The sequence below is a fragment of the Pseudomonas sp. Tun-23181 genome, from assembly GCF_057415455.1.
Genome location: NZ_CM171630.1, coordinates 4,148,391 through 4,173,550, shown reverse-complemented (window position 1 = coordinate 4,173,550; position 25,160 = coordinate 4,148,391). Strand labels below are relative to the sequence as shown.

Here is a 25,160-nt window from a genome sequence, read left to right as displayed (position 1 = left end):
TCTTCACACGCAGAGAAACCCGCAGCTCATCGCCGAATGCATCCGGCCCGCAGCACCGCTGTTTCTTATCACTGGTCACCCGAGCAGCAGTACCGGGCAATCGTCTGTGTACCCGCCACAGCCAACCGGTACTCGTCTCAGGACAACGGAGCGTCGTAGATGAGTAACAAGAACAACGATGAGTTGCAGCGGCAAGCCTCGGAAAACACCCTGGGCCTGAACCCGGTCATCGGCATCCGCCGCAAGGACCTGCTGACATCGGCACGCACCGTGTTGCGCCAAGCCGTTCGCCAGCCGCTGCACAGCGCCAAGCACGTGGCGCATTTCGGCCTGGAATTGAAGAACGTCCTGCTGGGCAAGTCCGCCCTGCGCCCCGAGGGCGACGATCGTCGCTTCAACGACCCGGCCTGGAGCCAGAACCCGCTCTATCGCCGCTACCTACAGACCTACCTGGCCTGGCGCAAGGAGCTGCACGACTGGATCGGCAACAGCGACCTCTCGCCCCAGGACATCAGCCGCGGCCAGTTCGTCATCAACCTGATGACCGAGGCCATGGCACCGACCAACACCCTGGCCAACCCAGCCGCGGTCAAGCGCTTCTTCGAAACCGGCGGCAAGAGCCTGCTGGACGGCCTGTCCAACCTGGCCAAGGACATGGTCAACAACGGCGGCATGCCCAGCCAGGTGAACATGGACGCCTTCGAGGTGGGCAAGAACCTGGGCACCAGCGAAGGCGCGGTGGTCTACCGCAACGACGTGCTGGAGCTGATCCAGTACCGCCCCATCACCGAGCAGGTGCACGCCCGCCCACTGCTGGTGGTGCCGCCGCAGATCAACAAGTTCTATGTCTTCGACCTGAGCCCGGAGAAGAGCCTGGCACGCTTCTGCCTGCGCTCCAACCAGCAGACCTTCATCATCAGCTGGCGCAACCCGACCAAGGCCCAGCGCGAGTGGGGCCTATCGACCTACATCGACGCGCTCAAGGAGGCCGTGGACGCGGTACTGGCGATCACCGGCAGCAAGGACCTGAACATGCTCGGCGCCTGCTCCGGCGGCATCACCTGCACCGCCCTGGTCGGCCATTACGCCGCACTGGGCGAGCACAAGGTCAACGCCCTCACCCTGCTGGTCAGCGTGCTGGACACCACGGTGGATACCCAGGTCGCGCTGTTCGTCGACGAGCAGACCCTCGAGGCGGCCAAGCGCCATTCCTACCAGGCCGGCGTGCTGGAAGGCAGCGACATGGCCAAGGTATTCGCCTGGATGCGCCCCAACGACCTGATCTGGAACTACTGGGTCAACAACTACCTGCTCGGCAACGAACCCCCGATCTTCGACATCCTGTTCTGGAACAACGACACCACGCGCCTGCCGGCGGCCTTCCACGGCGACCTGATCGAGATGTTCAAGAACAACCCGCTGACCCGCCCTGGCGCCCTGGAAGTTTGCGGCACGGCGATCGACCTCAAGCAGGTCCAGTGCGACATCTACAGCGTCGCCGGCACCGCCGACCACATCACCCCTTGGCAGTCGTGCTACCGCTCGGCGCACCTGTTCGGTGGCAAGATCGAGTTCGTGCTGTCCAACAGCGGCCATATCCAGAGCATTCTCAACCCGCCGGGCAACCCCAAGGCACGCTTCATGACCGGCGAGGACCGCCCGGACGACCCAGTGGCCTGGCAGGAGAATGCCGTCAAGCACGCCGACTCCTGGTGGCTGCACTGGCAGGCCTGGCTGGGCGAGCGTGCCGGTGATCTGAAAAAAGCGCCCACGCGCCTGGGCAATCGCGCCTATCCCGCAGGCGAGGCGGCGCCGGGGACCTACGTCCACGAGCGTTGAACCACGTCGCCATGGCCGCTCGCACGCAGGTCATGGCGCTTCACCCACCCATGAGTTCCGTGCATGCCGCAACCGTACATCTTCAGGACCGTCGAGCTGGACAACCAGTCCATCCGCACCGCCGTCCGCCCAGGCAAACCGCACCTGACGCCCTTGCTGATCTTCAACGGCATCGGTGCCAACCTGGAGCTGGTGTTCCCGTTCATCGAGGCGCTGGATCCGGACATCGAGGTCATCGCCTTCGACGTGCCGGGCGTCGGCGGCTCGTCCACGCCCCGCCACCCGTATCGCTTCCCGGGCCTGGCCAAGCTGACGGCGCGCATGCTCGATTACCTGGACTACGGCCAGGTCAATGTCATCGGCGTGTCCTGGGGCGGCGCGCTGGCCCAGCAGTTCGCCCATGACTACCCGGAGCGCTGCAAGAAGCTGGTGCTGGCCGCCACCGCCGCGGGCGCCTTCATGGTGCCCGGCAAGCCCAAGGTGCTGTGGATGATGGCCAGCCCCCGGCGCTACGTACAGCCCTCCCATGTGATCCGCATCGCCCCGTTGATCTACGGCGGTGGCTTTCGCCGCGACCCCGACCTGGCCCTGCACCATGCCGCCAAGGTGCGCTCCGGCGGCAAGATGGGCTACTACTGGCAGTTGTTCGCCGGCCTGGGCTGGACCAGCATCCACTGGTTGCACAAGATCCGCCAGCCCACCCTGGTGCTGGCCGGCGACGACGATCCGCTGATCCCCCTGATCAACATGCGCCTGTTGGCCTGGCGGATTCCCAACGCCCAGCTACACATAATCGACGACGGCCACCTGTTCCTGATCACCCGGGCCGAGGCCGTCGCCCCGATCATCATGAAGTTCCTCCAGCAAGAGCGTCAGCGCGCGGTCATGCACCCCCGCCCCGCTTCCGGTGGCTGAGGCCGCACCGGGCGCGCTCGATACAACCTGTGGATGATGGCCTGACGACGGAGTGTTGGCATGAAAGACAAAAAGGCAAAAGGGGTGCCCCCCGTCCCCGCCACGATGATCAATGTACAGAACGCCATCGCCGGCCTGCGCGGTCGCGACCTGATCTCCACCCTGCGCCACGTCGGCCGCCTTGGCCTGCGCAATCCGCTGCACACCGCCCATCATTTGCTGGCCCTGGGCGGCCAGTTGGGTCGAGTGATGCTGGGCGACACTCCGTACCAGCCCCACCCACGCGACAACCGCTTCAGCGACCCGACCTGGAGCCAGAACCCCTTCTACCGTCGCGGCCTGCAGGCCTACCTGGCCTGGCAGAAGCAGACCCGCCTGTGGATCGAGGAAAGCTCGCTGGACGATGACGACCGTGCCCGGGCGCACTTCTTGTTCAACCAGATCAACGACGCCCTGGCGCCGAGCAACTCGCTGCTCAACCCGCTGGCGGTCAAGGAGCTCTTCAACACCGGTGGCCAGAGCCTGGTCCGTGGCCTGGCCCACCTGCTCGACGACCTGCGCCACAACGACGGCCTGCCGCGCCAGGTGGACGAGCGCGCCTTCGAGGTCGGCGTCAACCTGGCCTGCACGCCGGGCGCGGTGGTGTTTCGCAACGAGCTGCTGGAGCTGATCCAGTACAAGCCGATGAGCGAGAAACAGCACGCCCGGCCGCTGCTGGTGGTACCGCCACAGATCAACAAGTTCTATATCTTCGACCTCGGGCCACACAATAGCTTCGTCCAGTACATGCTCAAGAACGGCCTGCAGGTGTTCATGGTCAGCTGGCGCAACCCCGACCCGCGCCACCGCGAATGGGGGTTCTCCAGTTACGTGCAGGCGCTGGAAGAGGCGCTCAATGCCTGCCGCAGCATCAGTGGCAACCGCGACCCCAACCTCATGGGCGCCTGCGCCGGTGGCCTGACCATGGCCGCCCTGCTAGGCCACCTGCAGGCCAAGCGCCAGTTGCGCCGGGTGCGCAGCGCCAGCTACCTGGTCAGTTTGCTCGACAGTCAGTTCGACAGCCCCGCCAGCCTGTTCGCCGACGAACAGACCATCGAGGCGGCCAAGCGTCGCTCGTACCAGCGCGGTGTGCTGGACGGCGGCGAGGTGGCGCGAATCTTCGCCTGGATGCGGCCCAACGACCTGATCTGGAACTACTGGGTCAACAACTACCTGCTCGGCAAGACGCCGCCGGCCTTCGACATCCTCTACTGGAACGCCGACAACACCCGCCTGCCTGCCGCCCTGCATGGCGAGTTGCTGGATTTTTTCAAGCTCAACCCGCTGACCCAGCCGGGTGGTCTGGAGGTGTGCGGCACGCCGATCGACCTCGGCCAGGTCACCGTCGACAGCTTCACCGTGGCCGGCAGCAACGATCACATCACGCCGTGGGACGCGGTGTACCGCTCGGCCCTGCTGCTCGGCGGCGAGCGGCGCTTCGTACTGGCCAACAGCGGGCATATCCAGAGCATCATCAACCCACCCGGCAACCCCAAGGCCTACTACCTGCATAACTCCAGGCTGTCCAGCGACCCGCGGGCCTGGTTCCACGATGCCACGCGCAGCGACGGCAGCTGGTGGCCGTTGTGGCTGGAGTGGATCTGCCAACGCTCCGGCCCCCTCAAGGCGCCGCGCGTGGAGCTGGGCAACGCCACCTACCCGGTGCTGGGCCCCGCGCCAGGCAGCTACGTGCTGGCGCGCTGAACCGATGAAAACCCGCGACCGTATCCTCGAGTGCGCCCTGCAGTTGTTCAACCGGCAGGGCGAGCCCAACGTCTCGACCCTGGAGATCGCCAACGAACTGGGCATCAGCCCAGGCAACCTGTACTACCACTTCCACGGCAAGGAGCCGCTGGTGCTGGGGCTGTTCGAGCGTTTCGAGGAAGCGCTGGTGCCCCTGCTCGACCCGCCCCTGGACGTGCGCCTGGATGCCGAGGACTACTGGCTGTTCCTGCACCTGATCGTCGAGCGCATGGCCCAGTACCGTTTCCTGTTCCAGGACTTGTCGAACCTGACCGGCCGCCTGCCGAAGCTGGCCCGTGGCATGCGCAGCCTGATCAACGCCCTCAAGCGCACCCTCGCCGCCCTGCTGGCCAGCCTCAAGGCCCAGGGGCTGGTGACCAGCGGGACCCAGGCGCTGGGGCAACTGATTGAGCAGATCACCCTGACCTTGATGTTTTCCCTGGATTACCAGCGGGTGCTGGGGCGCGAAGGGGATGTGGGGATCGTGGTGTACCAGGTGATGATGCTGGTGGCACCGCACCTGCAAGGGCCAGCGCAGAAGGCGGCGGAGCAATTGGCGGAGAAGTATCTGGAGGGGTAGGCCGTTGGGCCTGCGGTGGCTGGGCTGGCACCCTGGTGCTGGTCAGTCATTTGGGGTCGCTTCGCGCCCCATTGTCGGCAAGCCGCCCCCCCACAGGGTCCGACTCGACCGCGAATGATGCGGTTTGCAGGATCATGTGGGAGCCGGCTTGCCGGCGATGGGGCGCGAAGCGCGCCCTTGCCATACACCGGTGCTCGCGAAGACGGCGACGCGGTCATCAGCCTTGGTTGGCTGGGCTCACCGGTGCCGACGGGGTATTGCTGACCGGGGCCGCGCTCGGTGCCGGCGTCGCGGCCGGGGTCGCGCTGGCAGCCGGTGCCGCAGTCTTGGTCGCCGCCGGCTTGGCCGGTGCCTTTTTCACCGTAGGCTTCTTCGCCGCTGCCGGTTTCGCGGCTGCAGCCTTGGCAGCAGGCTTGGCCGCCGCTGTCTTCGCGGCAGGTTTTGCCGCCGGCTTGGCCGCCTTGCTGGCCGGTTTCGCCGCAGCCGTCTTCGTCGCAGGTTTAGCTGCCTTGGCCAGAGGCTTGGCGGCGCTCTTGCCGGCAGCGGCCTTCTTGGCCGAAACCGGGGTCACCGAAGCGCCGGTCAGCTTCTCGATCTGCTTGGTCAGGGTGTCGACCTGCTGGTGCAGGGCCTTGATCTCGTTGCGGCTAGGCACCCCCAGGCGCGAGATGGCGCTGTTCAGGCGCTTGTCGAACGCCTCCTCCAGCTCGCTCCACTTGCCCAGTGCGCGCTCCTTCACGTCGGAGACCCGCGACGAAGTCGCGGACTTGGCGCTGTCCTTGGCCGAGTCGACATTCTTCTTGGCCTGCTTCTCGGCCTTCTCGCCATCCTTGACCAACGACTCGAACAGCTTGGGGCCGTCCTGGTCGATCTTGGAGTAGATACCCAGGCCAGCCAGCCAGATCTTGCGGGAATACTTCTCGATCCCGCCGACCCAGGAACTGCCTTCTTTCTCGGTGCTCTTCTTGCCAGCCATCCTGCTCTCCTTATTGTTTGTGCGCGACACGCTCGAGCAACTCGGTCAGCTGTTCGAGCTTGATGGACAACGCGTCAACGTCATGTTTAGACGGAATGCCGAGGCGATTCAAGGCGCGGGCGACCCGCGTATCGAAAGCCTTTTCGATCTTGTCCAGTTGAACCTCGACCCGGCCTCTGACGCGGCTCACTTGCGCGCCCGCTTCGTCGATCTGGTTGTTGGCCGCATCGAGCTGTTGGTCGATGTGCTTCTTGCCGCGTTTCTCGACGCCTTCGCCGGCCTTGACCAGCTCCTTGAAGTACTCCGAACCTTCCTGGCCGACGCGGGCATAGGCGCCCAGGCCCGCCAGCCAGATCCTGCGCGCGTAGCCGCGCACCTCGCCCAGGGTATTGCCCGGGGCATCGTCCTTTTTCTTCAGGTTCACTTTGGCCATGCGCTGCACCTCATGCTCGTAAAGGGAGGGAGAAACGGCCCCGGGATCGAGGGCTTGAGCACAAGGTAGGGGGAAAAATTAGAATCCTCACCCTAAGAGCAGCTACAAGCGGCAAGAAGAAACGGATGGTGCACGCCTTGCTTTTATCTTGCAGCTTGCGGCTGGTCGCTGGTAGCCCGCCCGGGTCAGGCCAGGGCCTTGTCCAGCGCGCGCTCGATCTCGCCCTTGATGGTGCCGCCGAGCATCGACAGCATCATGCCCAGCTTGAGTTCGACACGGATGCTGTCTTCGCCGATATGCACGCTGCCATTGGCACCACTGCGCGACACGTCGACGCGGTCGCCGTTCCAGGTGGCCTTGAGGTCGTATTCGCGGCTGAGCCTTTCCACCAGCGCCTCGGCCTTGGCCCGGGCGGCTTCGCGGCCGAGGGAGTGTTTGCGTTCAACGCTGATCTGGGTCATGCGGGCGGTCCTGGATATGAAGACAATGAACGCATTATGCCCGCGCCCGCCCCACGACACACCCCGCCAAGACAAATCCGCCCGTTGCCCCTAGAATGGCCGTAATTTTTTTCGGTGAAGCGATATGAACGACCAGCGCAAAGGCGAACCCGCCGAACCCACCACCCACTTCGGCTACCAGGACGTGCCCGAGAGCCAGAAGGCGAAGAAAGTCGCCGAGGTCTTCCACTCCGTGGCCGCCAAGTACGACCTGATGAACGACGTCCTCTCCGGTGGCATGCACCGGTTGTGGAAGCGCTTCACCATCGAACTGTCCGGCGTGCGCAGCGGCAACCGGGTGCTGGACATCGCCGGCGGTACCGGTGACCTGGCCGCCAAGTTCTCGCGCCTGGTCGGCCCGACCGGCCAGGTGGTGCTGGCCGATATCAACGAATCGATGCTCAAGGTCGGCCGCGACCGCCTGCTCGACCGTGGCGTGGCCGGCAACATCGAGTTCGTCCAGGCCGACGCCGAGAAGCTGCCGTTCCCCGACAACCACTTCGACTGCGTGACCATCGCCTTCGGCCTGCGCAACGTCACCCACAAGGAAGATGCCCTGCGCTCGATGCTGCGCGTACTCAAGCCGGGCGGGCGCCTGCTGGTGCTGGAATTCTCCAAGCCGACCAACAAGCTGATGTCGCGCGCCTACGACGCCTACTCGTTCGCCTTCATGCCGCTGGCCGGCAAGCTGATCACCAACGACGCCGACAGCTACCGCTACCTGGCCGAGTCGATCCGCATGCACCCCGACCAGGAAACCCTCAAGGCCATGATGGTCGAGGCCGGCTTCGACCGCGTCACCTACCACAACATGACCAGCGGCATCGTCGCCGTGCACCGGGGGATCAAGCCCTGATGCTCCTGGCCGGCCTGCTCGCCAGCGTCGAGCACGGGCTCAACCGTGTCCTGCGCATGGACAGCACGGCGCTGCCGCGCCTGGCTGCGCTCGAGGGCAAGGTGATCGCCATCGACTGCCAGCAACCGGCCCTGCAGCTGTTCATCCTGCCCGACGCCGAAGGCCTGATGCTCGCCGCCCACTGGGAAGGCGAGGTCGACTGCAGCCTGCGCGCCCCCGCCGGCCGCCTGGCCCAGCTGGCCTTGGCCAGGGACAAGAACGCCGTGCTGCACAGCCCGCAGGTCGAGTTGCATGGCGATAGCGCCGTGCTGCTGGACCTGGTCGGCGTGCTGCAGGACCTGGAGCTGGACTGGGAATACGAGCTGTCGCGCTGGCTGGGCCCGGTGGCCACCTCGCTGCTCGCCGGCCACCTGCGCCTGCGCGCCCGCTGGACCCGCCAGGGCCTGGCACGCTTCTCCCAGAACCTCTCCGAGTACCTGGCGGAGGAATCCCGTACCCTGGTCGGCCAGCGCGAAGCCGAAGCGGCCTTCAGCGAGCTCGATGCGCTGAAGGTCGACACTGAACGCCTCGAGGCGCGCCTGCGCCGTCTCGCCCGATCCCTTGATACCAGCGATAACGCATGAAGCTGCTCGCCGTCCGCCGTCTGTTGCGCATCCAGCGCGTCGTGATCCGCTACCGCCTCGATGACCTGCTGTTCGACCTGCCCCTGCCCTGGTGGCTGATGAGCCTGCGTCTGCTGCTGCCCTGGCGCTGGCTGCCACGCAAGCCCTCCGAGCTCAGCCGCGGCGCGCGCCTGCGCCAGGCCCTGCAGGACCTGGGGCCGATCTTCATCAAGTTCGGCCAGTTGCTGTCCACCCGCCGCGACCTGCTACCCACCGACATCGCCGATGAGCTGATGCTGCTGCAGGACCGCGTACCGCCATTCGACCCCCAGCACGCCGTCGCCCTGATCGAGGAGCAGCTCGGCGCCAAGGTCGGCGAGGTGTTCAGCCGCTTCGACGTCGAGCCCCTGGCCTCGGCCTCGGTGGCCCAGGTGCATGCCGCGCGCCTCAAGAGCGGCGAGGAAGTGGTGGTCAAGGTGGTGCGCCCGGGCCTCAAGCCGGTGATCGCCCAGGACCTGGCCTGGCTGTTCCTGATCGCCAAGGGCGCCGAGCGGGTGTCTGCCGATGCCCGCCGACTGCACCCGGTGGAGGTGGTCAGCGACTACGAGAAGACCATCTACGACGAGCTCGACCTGCTGCGTGAGGCGGCCAACGCCAGCCAACTGCGGCGCAACTTCGAAGGCTCCGAGCTGATGTACGTGCCCCAGGTGTACTGGGACTGGTGCCGACCCAAGGTGCTGGTGATGGAGCGTATCTACGGCGTACCGGTCACCGACCTGGCGACCCTGGCCGACCAGCGCACCGACATGAAGATGCTCGCCGAGCGCGGCGTGGAGATTTTCTTCACCCAGGTGTTCCGCGACAGCTTCTTCCATGCCGACATGCACCCGGGCAACATCTTCGTCAGCACGGTCAAGCCCTGGAGCCCGCAGTACATCGCCATCGACTGCGGCATCGTCGGCAGCCTCACGTCCGAGGACCAGGATTACCTGGCGCGCAACCTGATCGCCTTCTTCAAGCGCGACTACCGTCGCGTCGCCCAGTTGCACATCGATTCAGGCTGGGTGCCGGCGCAGACCAAGGTCAACGAGTTCGAGGCGGCGATCCGCACGGTGTGCGAGCCGATCTTCGAGAAGCCGCTCAAGGACATCTCCTTCGGCCAGGTGCTGATGCGCCTGTTCCAGACCGCACGGCGCTTCAACATGGAGGTCCAGCCGCAGCTGGTGCTGCTGCAGAAGACCCTGCTCAACATCGAAGGCCTGGGCCGCCAGCTGTATCCCGACCTGGATCTGTGGAGCACCGCCAAGCCGTACCTGGAGCGCTGGATGCGCGAGCGCATGAGCCCCAAAGCGGTGTTCGGCAACCTGCAGAGCCAGGTGGAGCAACTGCCGCACCTGGCCGACATGACCCGCGACTTGCTCGAGCGCCTGTCGCAACCGCACCTGCACGACCCGCAACTGCCGGAGCGGCGCCGCCAGGGCGACCGCTGGGCGCTGCGCCTGCTCGGTGCCGGCCTGCTCGCTGGCGGCGCCACGCTCGCCGCCGGAGCCGTCAGCCTCAGCGCACCGAGCGCCTGGCCGGCCTGGCTGATGCTGGCCGCGGGCCTGTACCTGATCGTACGCCGATAGCCAGCCGCGCTGCCGGCTGGCACACTAGCGCAAAGGGCCCGGTACGGGAGCGGGCCTGGTTTTGGAGTCGACGATGAAAGACTGGCTGGACGAGATCAAGTGGAACAGCGATGGCCTGGTACCGGCGATCGCCCAGGATCACAAGACCGGGCGCGTGCTGATGATGGCCTGGATGAACCGCGAGTCCCTGGCCCTCACCGCCGCCGAGCAACGCGCCATCTACTGGTCGCGTTCGCGTGGCAAACTGTGGCGCAAGGGCGAGGAATCGGGCCATGTGCAGAAACTGCACGAAATGCGCCTGGACTGCGATGCCGACGTGATCATCCTGATGGTCGAGCAACTGGGCCATATCGCCTGCCATACCGGCCGTGAGAGCTGCTTCTACCGCGTCTTCGAAGACGGCCAGTGGAAAATCGTCGACCCGGTCCTCAAGGACCCGGATGCCATCTACAGCGCAGGACACTGACATGAGCGACACCCTCAACCGCCTCGCCGAGGTATTGGAAGAGCGCAAGCAAGCGGCGCCCGACAGCTCCTATGTGGCCAGCCTGTACCACAAGGGGCTGAACAAGATCCTGGAGAAGCTCGGCGAAGAGTCCGTCGAGACCATCATCGCCGCCAAGGACGCCGCCGTCAGCAAGGATTGCAGCGATGTCATCTATGAAACCGCCGACCTGTGGTTCCATAGCCTGGTCATGCTCAGTGCGCTGGGGCAGCATCCACAGGCAGTGCTCGACGAACTGGAACGTCGCTTCGGGCTTTCCGGGCATGATGAAAAGGCCGCGCGCCAGCCTTCTGCCTGACGGTATCCTGGGGGTGTTGAACGCCCCCTTCACGACGCAAGGCCACTCCTACAGGGGCTGCGTCGTACAGAGGGCCTCGTGGGAGCAGCCCCGAAGGTCCACCGACATTTTTCAGGAGTACGAAATGGGTATCTTTGACTGGAAACACTGGGTTGTCCTGCTGATCGTCGTGGTCCTGGTGTTCGGCACCAAGAAACTGAAGAACCTCGGCAGCGACCTGGGTGAGTCGATCAAGGGCTTTCGCAAGGCCATGAACGAAGAAGAGCACAAGCCGGCTGAGCAGGCTCCGCCCCCCGTGCAGCCCACCCAACAGGCGCAGCAGCAAAACAGCGCGCCGCTGAACCCGCCGCACACCATCGAAGGCCAGGCCCAGCCGGCCCAAGAACCGCAGCGGAAAGACTGACTCATGTTCGGCATCAGCTTCGGCGAGTTGCTGCTCGTCGGCCTGGTCGCCCTGCTGGTGCTCGGCCCCGAGCGCCTGCCTGGCGCCGCACGCACTGCAGGCCTGTGGATCGGCCGGCTCAAGCGCAGCTTCAACAGCATCAAGATGGAAGTCGAGCGTGAGATCGGTGCCGACGAGATCCGCCGCCAGTTGCACAACGAGCACATCCTGTCGATGGAACAGGAAGCCCGGCGCATCCTCGACCCGCAAACGCCGCCCGCGCAACCGGCCAGCCCTCCGGCAAGCGGCGACACCCAGGCCGCCTCCGTGGCGGATGCCGCTCCCGACACCCGCACGCCCGCGGCCCCGACCGCGCCCCCTGAGCCGCCCCAACCGCCACGAGCCCCATGAGCGATAGACCGGAAACCGACCAGCCGATGCCGCTGGTCTCGCACCTGACCGAACTGCGCACCCGCCTGCTGCGCTGCGTTGCCGCCGTGTTCCTGATCTTCGCTGGGCTGTTCGCCTTCGCCCAGCAGATCTACACCCTGGTCTCGGCGCCGCTGCGCGCGCACCTGCCGGCCAATGCGACGATGATCGCCACCGACGTGGCCTCGCCGTTCCTGACGCCGTTCAAGCTGACCATGATCGTCTCGCTGTTCCTGGCCATCCCGTTCATCCTCCAGCAGATCTGGGGCTTCATCGCGCCGGGGCTGTATCGCCACGAGAAACGCATCGCCATTCCGCTGCTGGTGTCGAGCATCCTCCTGTTCTACGCCGGCATGGCCTTCGCCTATTTCCTGGTATTCCCACTGATCTTCGGTTTCTTCGCCAGTGCCACGCCTGAAGGCGTGGCGATGATGACGGACATCTCCAGCTACCTGGACTTCGTCATGACGCTGTTCTTCGCCTTCGGCGTCGCCTTCGAGATCCCGGTGGCGGTGGTGCTGCTGGTATGGATCGGCGTGGTCGAGGTGCAGTACCTGAAGAAGATCCGCCCCTACGTGATCATCGGCTGTTTCGTCGTCGGCATGGTCCTGACCCCACCGGACATCTTCTCCCAGACCCTGCTGGCCGTGCCCATGTGGATGCTGTTCGAGATCGGGATACTGTTCGGCAGCCTGATCCGCAAGCGCAGCCGGGCGCCTGAAACGGCATCGGACGACCCCAACGACCAACCACCAGCGACCCAGCCGTGAACCTGCTGCTACTCGAGGAAGCCGACTTCGTCGCGGCCGACCGTGTGATCCTGGCCGACCGCCGCTTCACTCACATGCAGGAAATCCACCGGGTCGCGGTGGGCGATACCCTGCGTGTCGGGCGCATCGACGGGCCGATGGGCAAGGCTACGGTGCTGCGCCTGGAGGGCCACGAGGCCGAGCTGCAGGTCGTCTGCGACCAGCCACCGCCCGCCAAGCTGCCCCTGACCCTGGTCCTGGCCGTGCCGCGCCCGAAAATGCTGCGCCGCCTGTTCCAGACCGTCGCCACCCTGGGCGTGCCACGGCTGATCCTGGTCAACAGCTACAAGGTGGAAAAGAGCTTCTGGCAGACGCCCTTCCTCGCCCCCGCGGCGATCCGCGAAAACCTCATCCTCGGCCTGGAACAGGCCCGCGACACGGTGCTGCCCGAGGTCATCGTCGAGAAGCGCTTCAAGCCGTTCGTCGAGGACCGCCTGCCATCCATCGCCGCCGGCACCCTTGGCCTGGTCGGCCACCCTGGCCCCTACCCGGCCTGCCCACGTGCCGTGGAAGGGCCAGTGACCTTGGCCATCGGCCCCGAGGGCGGCTGGATCCCCTATGAAATCGATCTGCTGGGCAAGGCCGGCCTGTCGCCGGTGCAACTCGGTGATCGCATCCTGCGTGTGGAAACCGCCGTGACCGCCCTGCTTTCGCGAATTTTCTGACACTCTCATCAGACCAATCGCCCATTAAGTTTCCTCGCTACAGGCCGATGGTCTAGGCAATACAACAACAGTTGCTGCCGAGTTGCCGGGGAGTCGAACATGCATGGTGGGTTTGCCCAGTTCCTGGGAAATATGAGTGTCAATCGCAAATTGGGCCTCGGCTTCGGGCTGGTGCTGATGCTGACCCTGGCCATTACCCTGACGGGTTGGCTTGGCCTGGACAGCGTCATCGACCGTGGCGACAAGCTGGGCAACATCTCGCTGATCCACGAGAGCACCCAGGAGCTGCGCATTGCCCGGCAGCAGTACGATCGCAACCGCGACCCGGCGTCCGCGACAGAGCTGGAGAAGATCCTCGATCGCCTCGAGCAGCAGGTGCAAGCCATGCTGGGGCAGATCGAGCACCCCGCCGATCAGCAGCGCCTGCAGCAGCAGCGGGAGGCCGTGCGCCAGTATCGCCAGGCCTTCTCCGAGTTCAGGCAGGCCGACCAGCGCCGCAATGCCAGCCGCGACGTGCTGGGCGACAGCGCCGACCGGGCGGCCGAGCTGATCGACAAGGTCCAGCAGCGCCTGCTGCAGACCGGCGATATCAGCCAATACCATGAAGCCGTGAAGGTCGCCGCGCAGCTCCAACAGGCGCGCTTCCAGGTACGCGGCTACACCTACAGTGGCCGGGCACAATTCCAGCAGACCGCGCTCGAGGCCATCGACCAGGCCATGCTTGTGCTCAAGACGCTGCCCGACAAGGTGGCTGGCGAGCATGCCAGCAGCCTGCAGGAAGCCGCCAGCGCCCTGGCCGCCTACCGCGATGCGGTGGTCCAGGTCGGCAATGCCCAGGCGGCCAGCGAGCAGGCCCTGCAGCGCATGGCCGAGGAGGGCACGGTGTTGCTGGACACCAGCCAGGCCCTGACCGTTTCGCAAACCGAAGTGCGCGACCAGGGCACCCGCCAGGCCAAGCGCACCCTGGCCGGCGCCACGGCCCTGGCGGTACTGCTGGGGCTGTTGGCGGCCTGGGCCATCACCCGGCAGATCATCGTACCGCTGCGCCAGACCCTGGCAGCCGCCGAGCGCGTGGCCAACGGCGACCTGAGCCAGGACCTGCTGGTGGCGCGCCGCGACGAGCTGGGCCAGCTGCAGGCCAGCATGCAGCGCATGACCCAAGGCCTGCGCGAGCTGATCGGTGGCATCAGCGACGGCGTCACGCAGATCGCCAGCGCTGCCGAGGAGCTTTCCGCAGTCACCGAGCAGACCAGCGCCGGGGTCAACAACCAGAAGGTCGAGACCGACCAGGTGGCCACCGCCATGAACCAGATGGCCGCCACCGTCCACGAGGTGGCGCGCAACGCCGAGCAGGCCTCGGAAGCGGCGGTGATGGCCGACCAGCAGGCGCGGGAAGGCGACCGGGTGGTCGCCGAGGCCATCGCCCAGATCGAGCGCCTGGCCGGCGAGGTGGTCAACTCCAGCGAGGCCATGAACCAGCTCAAGGCCGAGAGCGACAAGATCGGCAGCGTGCTCGACGTGATCAAGGCGGTGGCCCAGCAGACCAACCTGCTGGCCCTCAACGCCGCCATCGAGGCGGCCCGGGCCGGCGAGGCTGGCCGCGGCTTCGCCGTGGTCGCCGACGAAGTGCGCAGCCTGGCCCAGCGCACCCAGCAGTCGACCGAGGAAATCGAGGAGTTGATCGCCGGCCTGCAGAACGGCACCCAGCATGTCGCCAGCGTCATGGACAACAGCCGGGCACTGACCGACAGCAGCGTCGACCTGACCCGCCGCGCGGGTGGCTCGCTGGAGACCATCACCCGCACCGTGTCGTCGATCCAGGCGATGAACCAGCAGATCGCCACGGCAGCGGAGCAGCAAAGCGCCGTGGCCGAGGAGATCAACCGCAGCGTGATGAACGTACGGGATATCTCCGACCAGACCTCGGCCGCCAGCGAAGAGACCGCCAGCTCCAGCGTCGAATTGGCCCGCCTGGGCACTCACCTGCAGGGGCTGGTGGGGCGTTTCCGGCTCTGATAGCTACAAGCTGCAAGAAAGAGCAGAGCGGTGATGGCAGTTCCATCCTCGTTCGGCTTGTTCTTGCAGCTTGTAGCTTGCAGCCCGGGGTAGTCAGAGGACCTGGCGCAGGAAGGCCTGGGCGCGTAGGTCCTTCGGGGCGGCGAAGAATTGCTGGGGTGGGGAGTCCTCCAGCAGCTTGCCATGGTCGAAGAACAGCACGCGGTCGGCCACCTCACGGGCAAAACCCATCTCGTGGGTCACGCAGACCATGGTCATGCCTTCCTGGGCCAGGGTCTTCATGACATCCAGCACCTCGCCGACCATTTCCGGGTCGAGCGCCGAGGTGGGCTCGTCGAACAGCATGACCTTCGGGTCCATCGCCAGGGCACGGGCGATAGCCACTCGCTGCTGCTGGCCGCCAGAGAGGCGCGATGAATACTCGTTGGCCTTCTGGCCGATACCCACCTTTTCCAGCAGAGCCTTGGCCTTGGCCTCGCGCTCGGCCTTGCTGCGCTTGCGCACCACCTTCTGCGCCAGGCACAGGTTCTCCAGCACGGTCATGTGCGGGAACAGGTTGAAATGCTGGAACACCATGCCGACTTCGCGGCGATAGGCGTTGATGTCGGTCTTCGGGTCGTCCAGCGGCAGGCCGTCGATGGACACATGGCCCTCGTCGAAGTGCTCCAGGCCATTGAGGCAGCGCAGGAAGGTCGACTTGCCCGAACCCGAAGGGCCGAGCACCACCACCACCTCGCCCTTGGCCACGCAGGTGGTGACGTTGTCCACCGCGCGCACCACCTGGCCACGGGTGTCGAAGACTTTTACCAGGTCACGGACTTCAATCACTTTGCGCAAGCCTCCGCTCGAGCCGGCTGGCGAGGTGCGACAGCGGCAGGTTGATCAGCAGGTACAGACCTGCCACGCAGAACCAGATCTCGAAGGTCGAGAACGACGTGGTGATGGCCTCGCGACCGCTCTTGGTCAGCTCGGTGATGGCGATCACCGACACCAGCGAGGTGTCCTTGACCAGGCTGATGAACTGCCCGGCCAACGGCGGCAGCACGCGCTTGAAGGCCTGGGGCAGGATCACGTGGCGCATCGACTGGCCGGCGTTCAGGCCCAGCGAGCGGGCCGCCTCGTTCTGGCCCTTGGCGATCGACTGCACGCCGGCGCGGACGATCTCGGCCACGTAGGCGCCGGTGAACAGCGCCAGCGCCGCCACCCCGGCGAACTCGCGGGACAGGTTGAGCACGGTGCCGATGAAGAAGTAGAAGATGAAGATCTGCACCAGCAGCGGCGTGCCGCGCACCAGTTCGACATACACCGTGGACAGGTCACGCAGGGTCGGGTTGTTCGACAGCCGGCACAGGCCTGCGAACAGGCCGATCACCAGGCCCAGGGCGCCGGAGACCACCGAGATCCACAGCGTGGTCCACAGCCCCCAGGCCAGCGGGCCGGCGGCCCAGTGGCGGGTCACGCCAACCTGGTCACCCTCGGAGACATCGTCGCCGCGGCTCAGTTGCAAGCTGTCCTTGGCCACATCGAGCACCTGCTCGTCGCCGTTTTCGTCCTTCAGCGTGACACGTGCGCTGTCACCGGAAACGACGATGTCCTGCACGGTACCGTAGCCAGCGGCACGCTGCGCTTCCTCGGCCTTGTAGACGAAGTACTGCGGTACGCGGTTCCACCGCCACTCGTAGGAGATCATCGAAGTGGCCAGGTACAGGCTGAACGCCAAGCCCACCAGGACCAGGGCGGTCAGTGCATGCCAGGGCCACTGGGCTTTCTTGTGTTTGATCACGTGGATACTTCCCATTAAGCGGCAAGCCGCAAGCTACAAGCGGCAAGAAAAAGCGGGCCGTGCACCGATCCGCTTCTTCTTGCCGCCTGCAGCTTGCGGCTTGAAGCTGCTTATTCCATTTCCTTCAGCCAGTCCTTGTTCTTGAACCACTTGTCGTGGATACGATCGTAGGTCCCGTCATGCTTGATCTGGTGCAGGAAGTTGTTGATGAAGTTGAGGCTGTCGTAGTCGCCCTTCTTCAGGCCGAACGCCAGCGGCTCGTAGGTGAAGGGCTCGTCCAGGAACAGCAGCTTGCCGGCACCGGCCTTCTCCACCGCGACCACGTTGTACGGCGCGTCGTAGACGAAGGCATCGGCCTTGCCGTTGACCACGTCCATCACCGCTTCCTGCTCGTTGTCGTAGCCGTGGTACTTGGCCTTGCTGATCAGCTTCTTGGCCACCATCTCGCCGGTGGTGCCGAGCTTGGAGGTGATGCGGTACTTCTCGTTGTTCAGGTCCTTGTACGACTTGATCTCGCCCGCCAGTTCCTTACGGATCAGCAGGGTCTGGCCGACGACGATGAAGGGCTCGCTGAAGTTCAGGCGCAGGTTGCGCTCCTGGGTCAGGGTCATGCCGCTGCCGATCATGTCGAACTTGTTGGTCAGCAGGGCCGGGATGATGCCGTCATAGGCGGTGGAAACGGTCTCCAGCTTGACGCCCATGGACTTGGCCATGGCCTTGAGGATATCGACCTCGAAACCGATGATCTCGCCGCGCTTGTTGGTCATCTGGAACGGCATGTAGGTCGGGTCCATGCCGACCCGCAGGCTGCCACGCTTGACCGCATCGTCGATGGCGCCCGCTTGGGCGGCCGAGACCGCGACCAGCGCGGTGACACCCACCAGCAGTCGCGACAGGTATTTCTTCATCATCACCAGGTCCCCTAGCAAAGAAATTGCGAATTTTATTGTTGGTACGGCCGTACCGGCCGTAGCGGAATATCGGAGACGGATGCTAACGCATGGTGGCCCTGGGACCTAGAGCCGAGGGGGACTTTGTTGGCCAAAATCCATACAGGCACGCATATTGGGGAGCCCTAATTGCCGGCAAGCCGGCCTCCACCGGTACTCCACCAGGCCCAAGGGCAGTGGTGAACCTGTGGAGGATCACCCAGCCCGTTGGACGGCGCTGTCGCGCAGAACAGCGGCCGAAAGAGCAACGAGGACTGTGGGAGCCGGCTTGCCGGCGATTGGGCCGCAAAGCGGCCCCGGCGGCTATCAGGCCCCCACCAGCGAAGGCCTCACCTCGTTCTCAGGATGCAACGGCAGCAATGGCGAGTGCGGATCGTTGGCGATGGAGCTGCGCCAGACATCGATCCACGCCGCGTTGTGCTCGGCCCAGACCCGCTCGTGCAGGCGCGAGAGGGCCACCGGGTCGCTCAGCAATGCCAGGCGGGTGTTGCCGTCCAGCCCGTCGGGGCCGGCCTCCAGCGCCTTGGCGATGCGCTCGGCACGCAGCGCCTCGATCGGTGCGGCCTGGCCGTGGCGGGCGGTGCCCATGGCGCAGGCCAGGGCGTTCTGCCGTGGGTCGACCACGGCCCGGACGAAACCGTCGTGCAGGGCGTGCCAGCGGTTCTCGTGGGTGTACTGGTCGGTGGCCAGCAGCTCCTGCGGCGTGGCGTACTCCTCGGGGATGAGGAACAGCTTCTCGTCCTTGGCGCTAAGGCCCAAGCGCACGCGGCTGGAAATCACCGAGACCGGGATCGACAGCACCAGGGAGCCGACGATCGGCGCCAGCCACCACAGGAAGCTCGGGTTGAGCCAGGCCACCAGCGCCGCCCAGGCGATGCCCAGCAACGTCTGCGGGCCGTGGCGGCGTACCGCCTCGCTCCAAGGGGTGGAGTCGTCGTCACGCTGCGGCGAGTTCCAGGTCGCCGCCCAACCGAGGAACGCCGCCAGGACGAAACGGGTGTGGAAGATCATCCGTACCGGCGCCAGCAACATGGAGAACAGCATCTCGGCCAGCATCGACAAGGTGACCTTGATGCGCCCGCCGAACTCGGTGGCGCCCTTGGCCCAGATCAGGATGACGCTGAGCAGCTTGGGCAGGAACAGCAACACGATGGTGGTGGAGAACAGGGCGATAGCCTTCTTCGGGTGCCACTGCGGCCACAGCGGGTAGAGCTGGAACGGCTCGATGAAGTATTGCGGCTCCATCAGCGTGTTGGTCGCCAGCAGTGCGGTCGACAGCACCAGGAAGAAGAACCACAGCGGTGCCGACAGGTACGACATCACCCCGGTGAGGAACACCGCGCGGTGCACCGGGTGCATGCCCTTGACCAGGAACAGGCGGAAGTTCATCAGGTTGCCATGGCACCAGCGGCGGTCGCGCTTGAGTTCGTCGAGCAGGTTCGGCGGCAGCTCCTCGTAGCTGCCCGGCAGGTCGTAGGCGATCCATACGCCCCAGCCGGCACGGCGCATCAGCGCGGCCTCGACGAAGTCGTGGGACAGGATCGCCCCGGCGAAGGCACCCTTGCCCGGCAGGGGTGCCAGGGCACAGTGCTCGATGAACGGCTTCATGCGGATGATCGCGTTGTGGCCCCAGTAGTGCGACTCGCCCAACTGCCAGAAATGCAGGCCAGCGGTGAACAGCGGGCCGTAGACGCGGGTGGCGAACTGCTGGATGCGCGCATAGAGGGTGTCCATGCCCGAGGCCTTGGGCGCGGTCTGGATGATGCCCGCATCCGGGTTGGCCTCCATCAGGCGCACCAGGCTGGTCAGGCACTCGCCGCTCATCACGCTGTCGGCGTCGAGCACGACCATGTACTTATACTCGCCGCCCCAGCGCCGGCAGAAGTCGTCCAGGTTGCCGCTCTTGCGCTTGACCCGGCGACGGCGGCGGCGATAGAAGATGCGACCGAAGCCCTTGGCCTCGCGGCACACCTCCAGCCAGGCCTGCTGCTCGGCGACGGCGATGTCGGTGTCGTTGGTGTCGCTGAGCACGAAGAAGTCGAAGCGATCCAGGTCACCGGTGGCGGCCACCGACTCGAAGGTCGCGCGCAGGCCGGCGAAGACCCGTGGCACGTCTTCGTTGCAGATGGGCATGACGATGGCCGTACGCGCATCCGCCGCGATCGGCTCGCTGCCGGCACCGCTGCCGGAGATACGGTATTTGTCGCGGCCGGTGAGCAGCTCGAGAAAGCCCATCAGCGCGGTCCAGAAGCCCGCCGACACCCAGCAGAACAGGATGCCGAAGAGGATCAGGATGGAGGTCTGCAAGGCATAGGGCCAGACCTGCACCACGGTGTCCCACAGCGACTGGGCGAGGATCTCGTCGAGGTCGACGAACGACCAGCCCTGGTACGGCAGGATACCCTTCATGTACCAGCCGGCGACCAGGGTCTGGCCGATCATCAGCAGCAACAGGATGTAGCGGCGCAGCGAGCCGACCCGGCGCCAGCGCGCAGGCGGCAGTTCGCGCTTGGGCGGCTGCGGGGCGTTGCTGCGGCCGGTCAGGCGACGCCACAGGCGCACCAGGATATTGGTGCGCCAGGGCTCGGGAAGCACCCGGGTACGCTTGATCGGCGGTGCGATCTTCAGGCACAGCCGGCCGTTGCCATCGACGCCGAGCATCTCGGCGTCCTCCAGCTCGGCGGCGCTGCCCACGGTCAGGCGTGGGCCGATCGAGGCCTGCACGGCCTCGTCGGGGCTGGCGGCCGGATGGGCCGCCAGGCGTTGGTGCAACTCGCTGAACGAGGCGCAGCTGGCGAGTTCCGCGCGCTGCTCGTCGCTCAGGGGGAGATGGGCCAGGTATTCGCCAAGCGATTCTGGCCTTGCGCTTGAGTTACTCATCGGCAGGCAACTGATAGCTCCAGGTCTCGGTCAGCACCTTCTCGGTGGTGGCCGGGGCCCCGTTGGTGGGCGCCGCATCGGCGGCAGGTTGTTCAGCCTCGCGGGCCTTCTCGGCCTTGACGGGCTTGGCGACGGCCTTGTCCGGCTTGCTGGCCTTGGCTGGCTTGGGCGCCTCGACCGGCACGTCGCGCACCAGCGCGGCACGCATTTCGGTGGACTTGCCCGGGTCCTTGACCTTCAGCCGCAGGGTCAGGCGCCAGCCCTTGGTCTCGGGGTTGTAGCGCAGGTTGTTCTCCACCACCTCGGCGTTGTCGCCGACGCTGACCTGGCTGCGCAGCGCGGTGTCCTCCGCCAGGGCCGCCAGCGCCGGGCCCTGGAAGTCGACCAGGAAGGCCACGCTGCCATCGGGTTGGCGGATCAGGTTGGACTGCTTGACGTCGCCGGTAGAGCGCATGGTCTGCTTGACCGACCCCAGGTCCGGTGCCTGGAAGCGGGCCTCGTCGATGGTCCAGTGCAGGCGGTAGTCGTACTCGAACGGCTTGCCCGGCTCAGGCAGCTTCTCCGGGCTCCAGAAGGCGACGATGTTGTCGTTGGTCTCGTCGGCGGTGGGGATCTCGACCAGGTCGACGGTGCCCTTGCCCCAGTCGCCACGCGGCTCGATCCAGGCGCTCGGGCGCTTCTGGTAGTTGTCGTCGAGGTCTTCGTAGTGGCTGAAGTCACGCTGGCGCTGCATCAGGCCGAACCCACGCGGGTTCTCCACGGTGAAGCTGCTCACGGCCAGGTGCTTGGGGTTGTTCAGCGGGCGCCACAGCCATTCGCCGTTGCCGGCATGGATCGACAGGCCTTCGGAGTCGTGCAGGGCCGGGCGGTAGTTCATGACTTTCGACGGCTGGTTGGGGCCGAACAGGAACATGCTGGTCAGCGGGGCGACGCCCAGGCGGCTGACAGGCTCACGCAGGAACACGCGCGACTTGACGTCGACGATGGTGTCGCTGCCCGGGCGCAGGATCAGCTTGTACGCGCCGGTGGAACGCGGCGAATCGAGCAGCGCGTAGATCACCAGGTGCTTGTCGTTGGGCTTGGGCTTCTCGACCCAGAACTCGGTGAAGCGCGGGAACTCCTCGCCCGACGGCAATGCGGTGTCGATGGCCAGGCCACGGGCCGACAGGCCATAGACGTGGCCCTTGCCGACCACGCGGAAATAGCTGGCGCCGAGCAGGGTCATGATCTCGTCCTGCTTGTCCGCCTTGTTGATCGGGTAGAGCACGCGGAAACCGGCATAGCCCAGGTGCTTGGTGGTTTCCGGGTCATGCGGGACGTCGCCGAACTCGAAGCGGCTCGGGTCGTACTTGATCTCCTGGACCGTGGTGGCGGTGACTTCGTTGATCTTCACCGGCGTGTCGAAATGCATGCCCTGGTGATAGAAGGACAGCTTGAACGGCGTCTTGTCCTTGGCCCACTCGGCCTTTTCCTGGATGAAGCGGATCTTCTGGTAGTCCGCGAACTTCATGTCGCGGAAGACCTCCGGCAGGTTGCTCTTCGGTGCTTCGTACTTCTGGCCGGCCAGATCCTTTGCCTTGGCTGCAACATCGTCAAGATTGAATGCCCAGAGTTGGCCAGCGCTCATCAGGCCGACCAGCGCCACGCCAGCCGCCAGGGCCTTGCGCAGCCGATTGCCGGGAATTCTTGGTGCATTACAGGGACTTACAATCACGAGCAACCCTCGCCGAAAACAGATCATGAAACCAACGGCCAGCGACAAATGCCGGGTTGGCGAGCACTGTTCGGACCCCGTACGGGCGCAATGATTCCCCAAACGGATCCAGACAATGCTCGAGTCAAGGTGAAACGAGCCCACGAACGGGGCTCTCGCAGCGCGCGATTATCCAGCAGGCCGCGTTACAACGCATCAGGCTGAACACACTATTTATCGTATGAACCCCCTGGATTCATGTAGCCACAGGGTTCTTTAAGCTCACATTTGCAACATTAATGTTACAGGGCCATCATTGACCAGATGCACCTGCATGTCAGCGCCGAAACGACCGCTGGCGACATCGCCATGGGCCGCCTTGGCCTGCGCCAGCAGGTAGTCGAACAGCTCGGCGCCGAGGGCCGGTGGCGCGGCGGTGGAAAAGCTCGGGCGCATGCCGTTGCGGGTGTCGGCGGCCAGGGTGAACTGGGACACCAGCAGCAGGCCGCCGCCGATATCCTTGAGCGACAGGTTCATCTTGCCCTGGGCATCGCTGAATACTCGGTAGTTGAGCAGTTTGTGCAGCAGTTTGTCGGCGTGCTCGCGGGTGTCCTCGGGCTCGACCGCCACCAGCACCAGCAGGCCCTGGTCGATGGCACCGACCACCTCCCCCGCCACTTCGACCCGCGCACCGCGGACGCGTTGCAGCAGCCCTTTCATGCTTCTTCCAGGGGCAGGTCGAGCAGGCGCCGGGCCATCTGGTCGGCGGCACGTACCAGGGCGTCGGTGATGCCCGGCTCGGACGCGGCATGACCGGCATCGCGGATCACCTTCAGCTCGCTGTTCGGCCAGGCCTGGTGCAGCTCCCAGGCGTTGTCCAGCGGACAGATCACGTCGTAGCGGCCATGCACGATCACCGCCGGCAGGTGGGCGATCTTCGGCATGTCGCGGATCAGCTGGTCTGGCTCCAGGAACGCGTTGTTCATGAAGTAGTGGCACTCGATACGGGCGATCGACAGCGCCCGCTGCGGCTCGGAGAAACGATCGACCACCAGCGGGTTGGGGCGCAAGGTCGCAGTGCGCCCTTCCCAGGTCGACCAGGCCTTGGCCGCGTGCATCTGGGCGATCTGGTCGTTGCCGGTGAGGCGCTTGTGGAAGGCCTTGACCAGGTCGTCGCGCTCGTGCGCCGGGATCGGTGCGATGTAGTCCTGCCAGTAGTCGGGGAACAGGCGGCTGGCGCCTTCCTGGTAGAACCACTGGATCTCCTGGGGACGGCACAGGAAGATGCCGCGCAGGATCAGGCCATGGACCCGCTCGGGGTGGGTCTGGGCGTAGGCCAGGGCGAGGGTGGAGCCCCAGGAGCCGCCGAATAGCACCCATTTGTCGATCCCCAGGTGCTTGCGGATACGCTCCAGGTCCTCGACCAGGTGCCAGGTGGTGTTGTTCTCCAGGCTGGCGTGGGGGGTGGAGCGTCCGCAGCCGCGCTGGTCGAAGGTGATGATGCGGTACAGGTTGGGATCGAAGTAGCAGCGGCTCTGGGCATCGCAGCCGGCGCCCGGGCCACCGTGGATGAACACCACCGGCAGACCCTCCGGCGAACCGCTTTCGTCGACATACAGCACATGCGGCGCTTCCACGGCCAGATCGTGCCGGGCGTAGGGTTTGATCTGCGGGTACAAGGTCTGCATTGCGCACTCCGTGTGAGGATTTAGTCTGCCGTTGGGCATCATAAACCTGAATTGCGCTTTGAGCATGTGTCGTGGTGAATCAGCAGGGTTTTGCGCCGGTCTCACCGTCCCCTTCGCGGGCAAGCCCGCGAAAAGGACCGACAGATCAGCGCCCGTAGCGCTCCCTGCCCCAGGCCAGCACCGTCTCCAGCAACCGCCGTAGCACCACCTGGGTCGGCTGGGCCAGGTCATGGCGGTAGGTGAACGGCTCGACCTCTTCCATGTAGGTGCTCTGCGCCAGTTCCAACTGCACGGCGTGGATGTCGTTGGCCGGGTCGCCGTAGTGACGGGTGATGTGTCCGCCCTTGAAACGCCCGTTGAGCACATGGCTGTAGCCCGGCGCTTCGGCGCAGACCGCTTGCAGGCGCTCGGCCAGGGCCGGGTCGCAACTGGCGCCGTTGAAGGTGCCGAGGTTGAAGTCCGGCAGCTTGCCGTCGAACAGGTGGGGAACGTGCGAACGAATCGAGTGGGCGTCCCACAGCAGCGCATAGCCGTGGATCTCGCGCAGGCGTGCCAACTCGCGGCGGAGGGTGTCATGGTAGGGGCGCCAGACCTGTTCCAGGTAGGCCTTGCGCTCGTCGGCGGACGGCTCGAGACCTACCTTGAACAGCGGCTCGCCATCGAACAGCGTCGCCGGGTACAGGCCCGTGGTGGCACCGGCGTACAGCGGCTTGTCGTCGTCCGGGCGGTTGAGGTCGATGACGAAACGCGAATAGTGCGCCGCCACCACGCTGGCCCCCAGTTCCTGGGCGAAATCGTACAACTGCGGGATGTGCCAGTCGGTGTCGGGCAGGCTGCGCGCCTGCTCGACCAGGCCGTCGCGCACCGCAGGGGTCAGGTCGAGCCCGGCATGCGGCATGCTGACCAGCAGCGGCAGTTGGCCCTGGTGAAAACTCAGTACCTTGTCCATGT

At 65.6% G+C, this 25,160-nt stretch carries 25 protein-coding genes and 1 pseudogene; 15 read left to right on the top strand and 11 right to left on the bottom strand.

All coding sequences use genetic code 11. From position 1 onward, the window contains the following. Nucleotides 1-159: 159 nt before the first annotated feature. The 4 genes from phaC (ACDI39_RS19845) (at nucleotide 160) to ACDI39_RS19830 (ending at nucleotide 5,116) form a co-directional block, all read left to right on the top strand. The gene (phaC, locus tag ACDI39_RS19845; protein ID WP_225788840.1) at nucleotides 160-1,839 is read left to right on the top strand and encodes a class II poly(R)-hydroxyalkanoic acid synthase; all 1,680 of its coding nucleotides are present in this window, start codon (nucleotides 160-162) and stop codon (nucleotides 1,837-1,839) included. Nucleotides 1,840-1,902: 63 nt separating this feature from the next. After that, nucleotides 1,903-2,754: a poly(3-hydroxyalkanoate) depolymerase gene (gene phaZ, locus ACDI39_RS19840; RefSeq protein WP_225788839.1), complete on the top strand. Its 852-nt coding sequence runs from the start codon at nucleotides 1,903-1,905 to the stop codon at nucleotides 2,752-2,754. 60 nt (nucleotides 2,755-2,814) lie between these two features. Further along, nucleotides 2,815-4,497, top strand: a complete 1,683-nt coding sequence (gene phaC, locus ACDI39_RS19835) for a class II poly(R)-hydroxyalkanoic acid synthase (RefSeq protein ID WP_253168189.1) — start codon at nucleotides 2,815-2,817, stop codon at nucleotides 4,495-4,497. Between the two features lie 4 nt (nucleotides 4,498-4,501). Further along, a complete protein-coding gene (locus ACDI39_RS19830) occupies nucleotides 4,502-5,116 on the top strand; it encodes a TetR/AcrR family transcriptional regulator (protein WP_486536991.1) in 615 nt (204 codons plus the stop codon). 217 nt (nucleotides 5,117-5,333) lie between these two features. Here ACDI39_RS19830 and ACDI39_RS19825 read toward each other — a convergent pair whose 3' ends face one another. From ACDI39_RS19825 to ACDI39_RS19815, 3 genes are all read right to left on the bottom strand, one after another. Next, nucleotides 5,334-6,092 carry a phasin family protein gene (locus tag ACDI39_RS19825; protein WP_225788836.1) on the bottom strand — a complete coding sequence of 253 codons (759 nt, stop codon included), beginning with the start codon at nucleotides 6,090-6,092 and terminating at the stop codon, nucleotides 5,334-5,336. A gap of 10 nt (nucleotides 6,093-6,102) precedes the next feature. Continuing rightward, nucleotides 6,103-6,525: a phasin family protein gene (locus ACDI39_RS19820; protein WP_225788835.1), complete on the bottom strand. Its 423-nt coding sequence runs from the start codon at nucleotides 6,523-6,525 to the stop codon at nucleotides 6,103-6,105. Between the two features lie 185 nt (nucleotides 6,526-6,710). After that, nucleotides 6,711-6,986, bottom strand: coding sequence for a polyhydroxyalkanoic acid system family protein (locus ACDI39_RS19815; RefSeq protein ID WP_225788834.1), 276 nt, complete (start codon nucleotides 6,984-6,986; stop codon nucleotides 6,711-6,713). A gap of 124 nt (nucleotides 6,987-7,110) precedes the next feature. Here ACDI39_RS19815 and ubiE point away from each other — a divergent pair, with 124 nt between their 5' ends. The 11 genes and pseudogenes from ubiE (at nucleotide 7,111) to ACDI39_RS19760 (ending at nucleotide 15,215) form a co-directional block, all read left to right on the top strand. Continuing rightward, nucleotides 7,111-7,881, top strand: a complete 771-nt coding sequence (ubiE, locus tag ACDI39_RS19810; protein ID WP_225788833.1) for a bifunctional demethylmenaquinone methyltransferase/2-methoxy-6-polyprenyl-1,4-benzoquinol methylase UbiE — start codon at nucleotides 7,111-7,113, stop codon at nucleotides 7,879-7,881. After that, complete coding sequence (locus ACDI39_RS19805) at nucleotides 7,881-8,504, top strand: ubiquinone biosynthesis accessory factor UbiJ (RefSeq protein ID WP_225788832.1); 624 nt, start codon at nucleotides 7,881-7,883, stop codon at nucleotides 8,502-8,504. Before ubiE ends, ACDI39_RS19805 begins: the two co-directional genes overlap by 1 nt. Next, on the top strand, nucleotides 8,501-10,111 hold the full coding sequence (gene ubiB, locus ACDI39_RS19800) for a ubiquinone biosynthesis regulatory protein kinase UbiB (RefSeq protein ID WP_253081635.1): 1,611 nt from the start codon (nucleotides 8,501-8,503) through the stop codon (nucleotides 10,109-10,111). The genes ACDI39_RS19805 and ubiB overlap by 4 nt, the downstream gene beginning before the upstream one ends. Before the next feature lie 73 nt (nucleotides 10,112-10,184). Continuing rightward, nucleotides 10,185-10,577, top strand: a complete 393-nt coding sequence (gene hisI, locus ACDI39_RS19795) for a phosphoribosyl-AMP cyclohydrolase (RefSeq protein ID WP_225788830.1) — start codon at nucleotides 10,185-10,187, stop codon at nucleotides 10,575-10,577. Between the two features lies 1 nt (nucleotide 10,578). Then, complete coding sequence (locus ACDI39_RS19790; RefSeq protein ID WP_225788829.1) at nucleotides 10,579-10,914, top strand: phosphoribosyl-ATP diphosphatase; 336 nt, start codon at nucleotides 10,579-10,581, stop codon at nucleotides 10,912-10,914. A 124-nt stretch (nucleotides 10,915-11,038) separates the two neighbouring features. Next, a complete protein-coding gene (locus ACDI39_RS19785) occupies nucleotides 11,039-11,317 on the top strand; it encodes a twin-arginine translocase TatA/TatE family subunit (protein ID WP_225788828.1) in 279 nt (92 codons plus the stop codon). A gap of 3 nt (nucleotides 11,318-11,320) precedes the next feature. Next, nucleotides 11,321-11,707, top strand: a complete 387-nt coding sequence (gene tatB, locus ACDI39_RS19780; RefSeq protein ID WP_253081634.1) for a Sec-independent protein translocase protein TatB — start codon at nucleotides 11,321-11,323, stop codon at nucleotides 11,705-11,707. Further along, nucleotides 11,704-12,495, top strand: a complete 792-nt coding sequence (gene tatC / locus ACDI39_RS19775; RefSeq protein WP_253081633.1) for a twin-arginine translocase subunit TatC — start codon at nucleotides 11,704-11,706, stop codon at nucleotides 12,493-12,495. The genes tatB and tatC overlap by 4 nt, the downstream gene beginning before the upstream one ends. After that, complete coding sequence (locus tag ACDI39_RS19770; RefSeq protein WP_486536990.1) at nucleotides 12,492-13,199, top strand: 16S rRNA (uracil(1498)-N(3))-methyltransferase; 708 nt, start codon at nucleotides 12,492-12,494, stop codon at nucleotides 13,197-13,199. Before tatC ends, ACDI39_RS19770 begins: the two co-directional genes overlap by 4 nt. Before the next feature lie 99 nt (nucleotides 13,200-13,298). Next, nucleotides 13,299-14,312: pseudogene (locus ACDI39_RS19765) on the top strand (methyl-accepting chemotaxis protein); the annotation flags it as partial. A gap of 30 nt (nucleotides 14,313-14,342) precedes the next feature. After that, a complete protein-coding gene (locus tag ACDI39_RS19760; protein ID WP_410046044.1) occupies nucleotides 14,343-15,215 on the top strand; it encodes a methyl-accepting chemotaxis protein in 873 nt (290 codons plus the stop codon). Between the two features lie 93 nt (nucleotides 15,216-15,308). On the opposite strand, the gene ACDI39_RS19755 is transcribed toward ACDI39_RS19760, so the two are convergent. From ACDI39_RS19755 to hutG, 8 genes are all read right to left on the bottom strand, one after another. Further along, entirely contained in the window at nucleotides 15,309-16,043 is a 735-nt protein-coding gene (locus ACDI39_RS19755) for an amino acid ABC transporter ATP-binding protein (protein WP_486539014.1), read from the bottom strand. Further along, nucleotides 16,036-17,013 carry an amino acid ABC transporter permease gene (locus tag ACDI39_RS19750; protein WP_262923773.1) on the bottom strand — a complete coding sequence of 326 codons (978 nt, stop codon included), beginning with the start codon at nucleotides 17,011-17,013 and terminating at the stop codon, nucleotides 16,036-16,038. Before ACDI39_RS19750 ends, ACDI39_RS19755 begins: the two co-directional genes overlap by 8 nt. 95 nt (nucleotides 17,014-17,108) lie before the next feature. Continuing rightward, the gene (locus ACDI39_RS19745; protein ID WP_225790896.1) at nucleotides 17,109-17,906 is read right to left on the bottom strand and encodes a transporter substrate-binding domain-containing protein; all 798 of its coding nucleotides are present in this window, start codon (nucleotides 17,904-17,906) and stop codon (nucleotides 17,109-17,111) included. Between the two features lie 348 nt (nucleotides 17,907-18,254). Then, a complete protein-coding gene (gene mdoH / locus ACDI39_RS19740; protein ID WP_486536989.1) occupies nucleotides 18,255-20,828 on the bottom strand; it encodes a glucans biosynthesis glucosyltransferase MdoH in 2,574 nt (857 codons plus the stop codon). Further along, nucleotides 20,821-22,542 carry a glucan biosynthesis protein gene (locus ACDI39_RS19735; RefSeq protein ID WP_317246589.1) on the bottom strand — a complete coding sequence of 574 codons (1,722 nt, stop codon included), beginning with the start codon at nucleotides 22,540-22,542 and terminating at the stop codon, nucleotides 20,821-20,823. The genes mdoH and ACDI39_RS19735 overlap by 8 nt, the downstream gene beginning before the upstream one ends. A 261-nt stretch (nucleotides 22,543-22,803) precedes the next feature. Beyond that, nucleotides 22,804-23,241 carry a D-aminoacyl-tRNA deacylase gene (gene dtd / locus ACDI39_RS19730; RefSeq protein WP_225790888.1) on the bottom strand — a complete coding sequence of 146 codons (438 nt, stop codon included), beginning with the start codon at nucleotides 23,239-23,241 and terminating at the stop codon, nucleotides 22,804-22,806. After that, complete coding sequence (pip, locus tag ACDI39_RS19725; RefSeq protein ID WP_253102787.1) at nucleotides 23,238-24,209, bottom strand: prolyl aminopeptidase; 972 nt, start codon at nucleotides 24,207-24,209, stop codon at nucleotides 23,238-23,240. Before pip ends, dtd begins: the two co-directional genes overlap by 4 nt. Before the next feature lie 145 nt (nucleotides 24,210-24,354). Beyond that, a complete protein-coding gene (gene hutG / locus ACDI39_RS19720; RefSeq protein ID WP_486536988.1) occupies nucleotides 24,355-25,158 on the bottom strand; it encodes an N-formylglutamate deformylase in 804 nt (267 codons plus the stop codon). Nucleotides 25,159-25,160 lie beyond the last annotated feature (2 nt).

Bases quoted from the DNA above. Each gene is read 5' to 3' on its own strand.
- tatB (WP_253081634.1), top strand. From the start codon at position 11,321: ATGTTCGGCATCAGCTTCGGCGAGTTGCTGCTCGTCGGCCTGGTCGCC.
- ACDI39_RS19790 (WP_225788829.1), top strand. From the start codon at position 10,579: ATGAGCGACACCCTCAACCGCCTCGCCGAGGTATTGGAAGAGCGCAAG.
- dtd (WP_225790888.1), bottom strand. From the start codon at position 23,241: ATGAAAGGGCTGCTGCAACGCGTCCGCGGTGCGCGGGTCGAAGTGGCG.
- phaC (WP_253168189.1), top strand. From the start codon at position 2,815: ATGAAAGACAAAAAGGCAAAAGGGGTGCCCCCCGTCCCCGCCACGATG.
- mdoH (WP_486536989.1), bottom strand. From the start codon at position 20,828: ATGAGTAACTCAAGCGCAAGGCCAGAATCGCTTGGCGAATACCTGGCC.
- tatC (WP_253081633.1), top strand. From the start codon at position 11,704: ATGAGCGATAGACCGGAAACCGACCAGCCGATGCCGCTGGTCTCGCAC.
- ACDI39_RS19805 (WP_225788832.1), top strand. From the start codon at position 7,881: ATGCTCCTGGCCGGCCTGCTCGCCAGCGTCGAGCACGGGCTCAACCGT.
- ACDI39_RS19815 (WP_225788834.1), bottom strand. From the start codon at position 6,986: ATGACCCAGATCAGCGTTGAACGCAAACACTCCCTCGGCCGCGAAGCC.
- ACDI39_RS19825 (WP_225788836.1), bottom strand. From the start codon at position 6,092: ATGGCTGGCAAGAAGAGCACCGAGAAAGAAGGCAGTTCCTGGGTCGGC.
- ubiE (WP_225788833.1), top strand. From the start codon at position 7,111: ATGAACGACCAGCGCAAAGGCGAACCCGCCGAACCCACCACCCACTTC.
- phaC (WP_225788840.1), top strand. From the start codon at position 160: ATGAGTAACAAGAACAACGATGAGTTGCAGCGGCAAGCCTCGGAAAAC.
- ACDI39_RS19760 (WP_410046044.1), top strand. From the start codon at position 14,343: ATGCAGCGCATGACCCAAGGCCTGCGCGAGCTGATCGGTGGCATCAGC.
- ubiB (WP_253081635.1), top strand. From the start codon at position 8,501: ATGAAGCTGCTCGCCGTCCGCCGTCTGTTGCGCATCCAGCGCGTCGTG.
- phaZ (WP_225788839.1), top strand. From the start codon at position 1,903: ATGCCGCAACCGTACATCTTCAGGACCGTCGAGCTGGACAACCAGTCC.
- ACDI39_RS19785 (WP_225788828.1), top strand. From the start codon at position 11,039: ATGGGTATCTTTGACTGGAAACACTGGGTTGTCCTGCTGATCGTCGTG.
- ACDI39_RS19820 (WP_225788835.1), bottom strand. From the start codon at position 6,525: ATGGCCAAAGTGAACCTGAAGAAAAAGGACGATGCCCCGGGCAATACC.
- pip (WP_253102787.1), bottom strand. From the start codon at position 24,209: ATGCAGACCTTGTACCCGCAGATCAAACCCTACGCCCGGCACGATCTG.
- ACDI39_RS19745 (WP_225790896.1), bottom strand. From the start codon at position 17,906: ATGAAGAAATACCTGTCGCGACTGCTGGTGGGTGTCACCGCGCTGGTC.
- hutG (WP_486536988.1), bottom strand. From the start codon at position 25,158: ATGGACAAGGTACTGAGTTTTCACCAGGGCCAACTGCCGCTGCTGGTC.
- hisI (WP_225788830.1), top strand. From the start codon at position 10,185: ATGAAAGACTGGCTGGACGAGATCAAGTGGAACAGCGATGGCCTGGTA.
- ACDI39_RS19830 (WP_486536991.1), top strand. From the start codon at position 4,502: ATGAAAACCCGCGACCGTATCCTCGAGTGCGCCCTGCAGTTGTTCAAC.
- ACDI39_RS19750 (WP_262923773.1), bottom strand. From the start codon at position 17,013: ATGGGAAGTATCCACGTGATCAAACACAAGAAAGCCCAGTGGCCCTGG.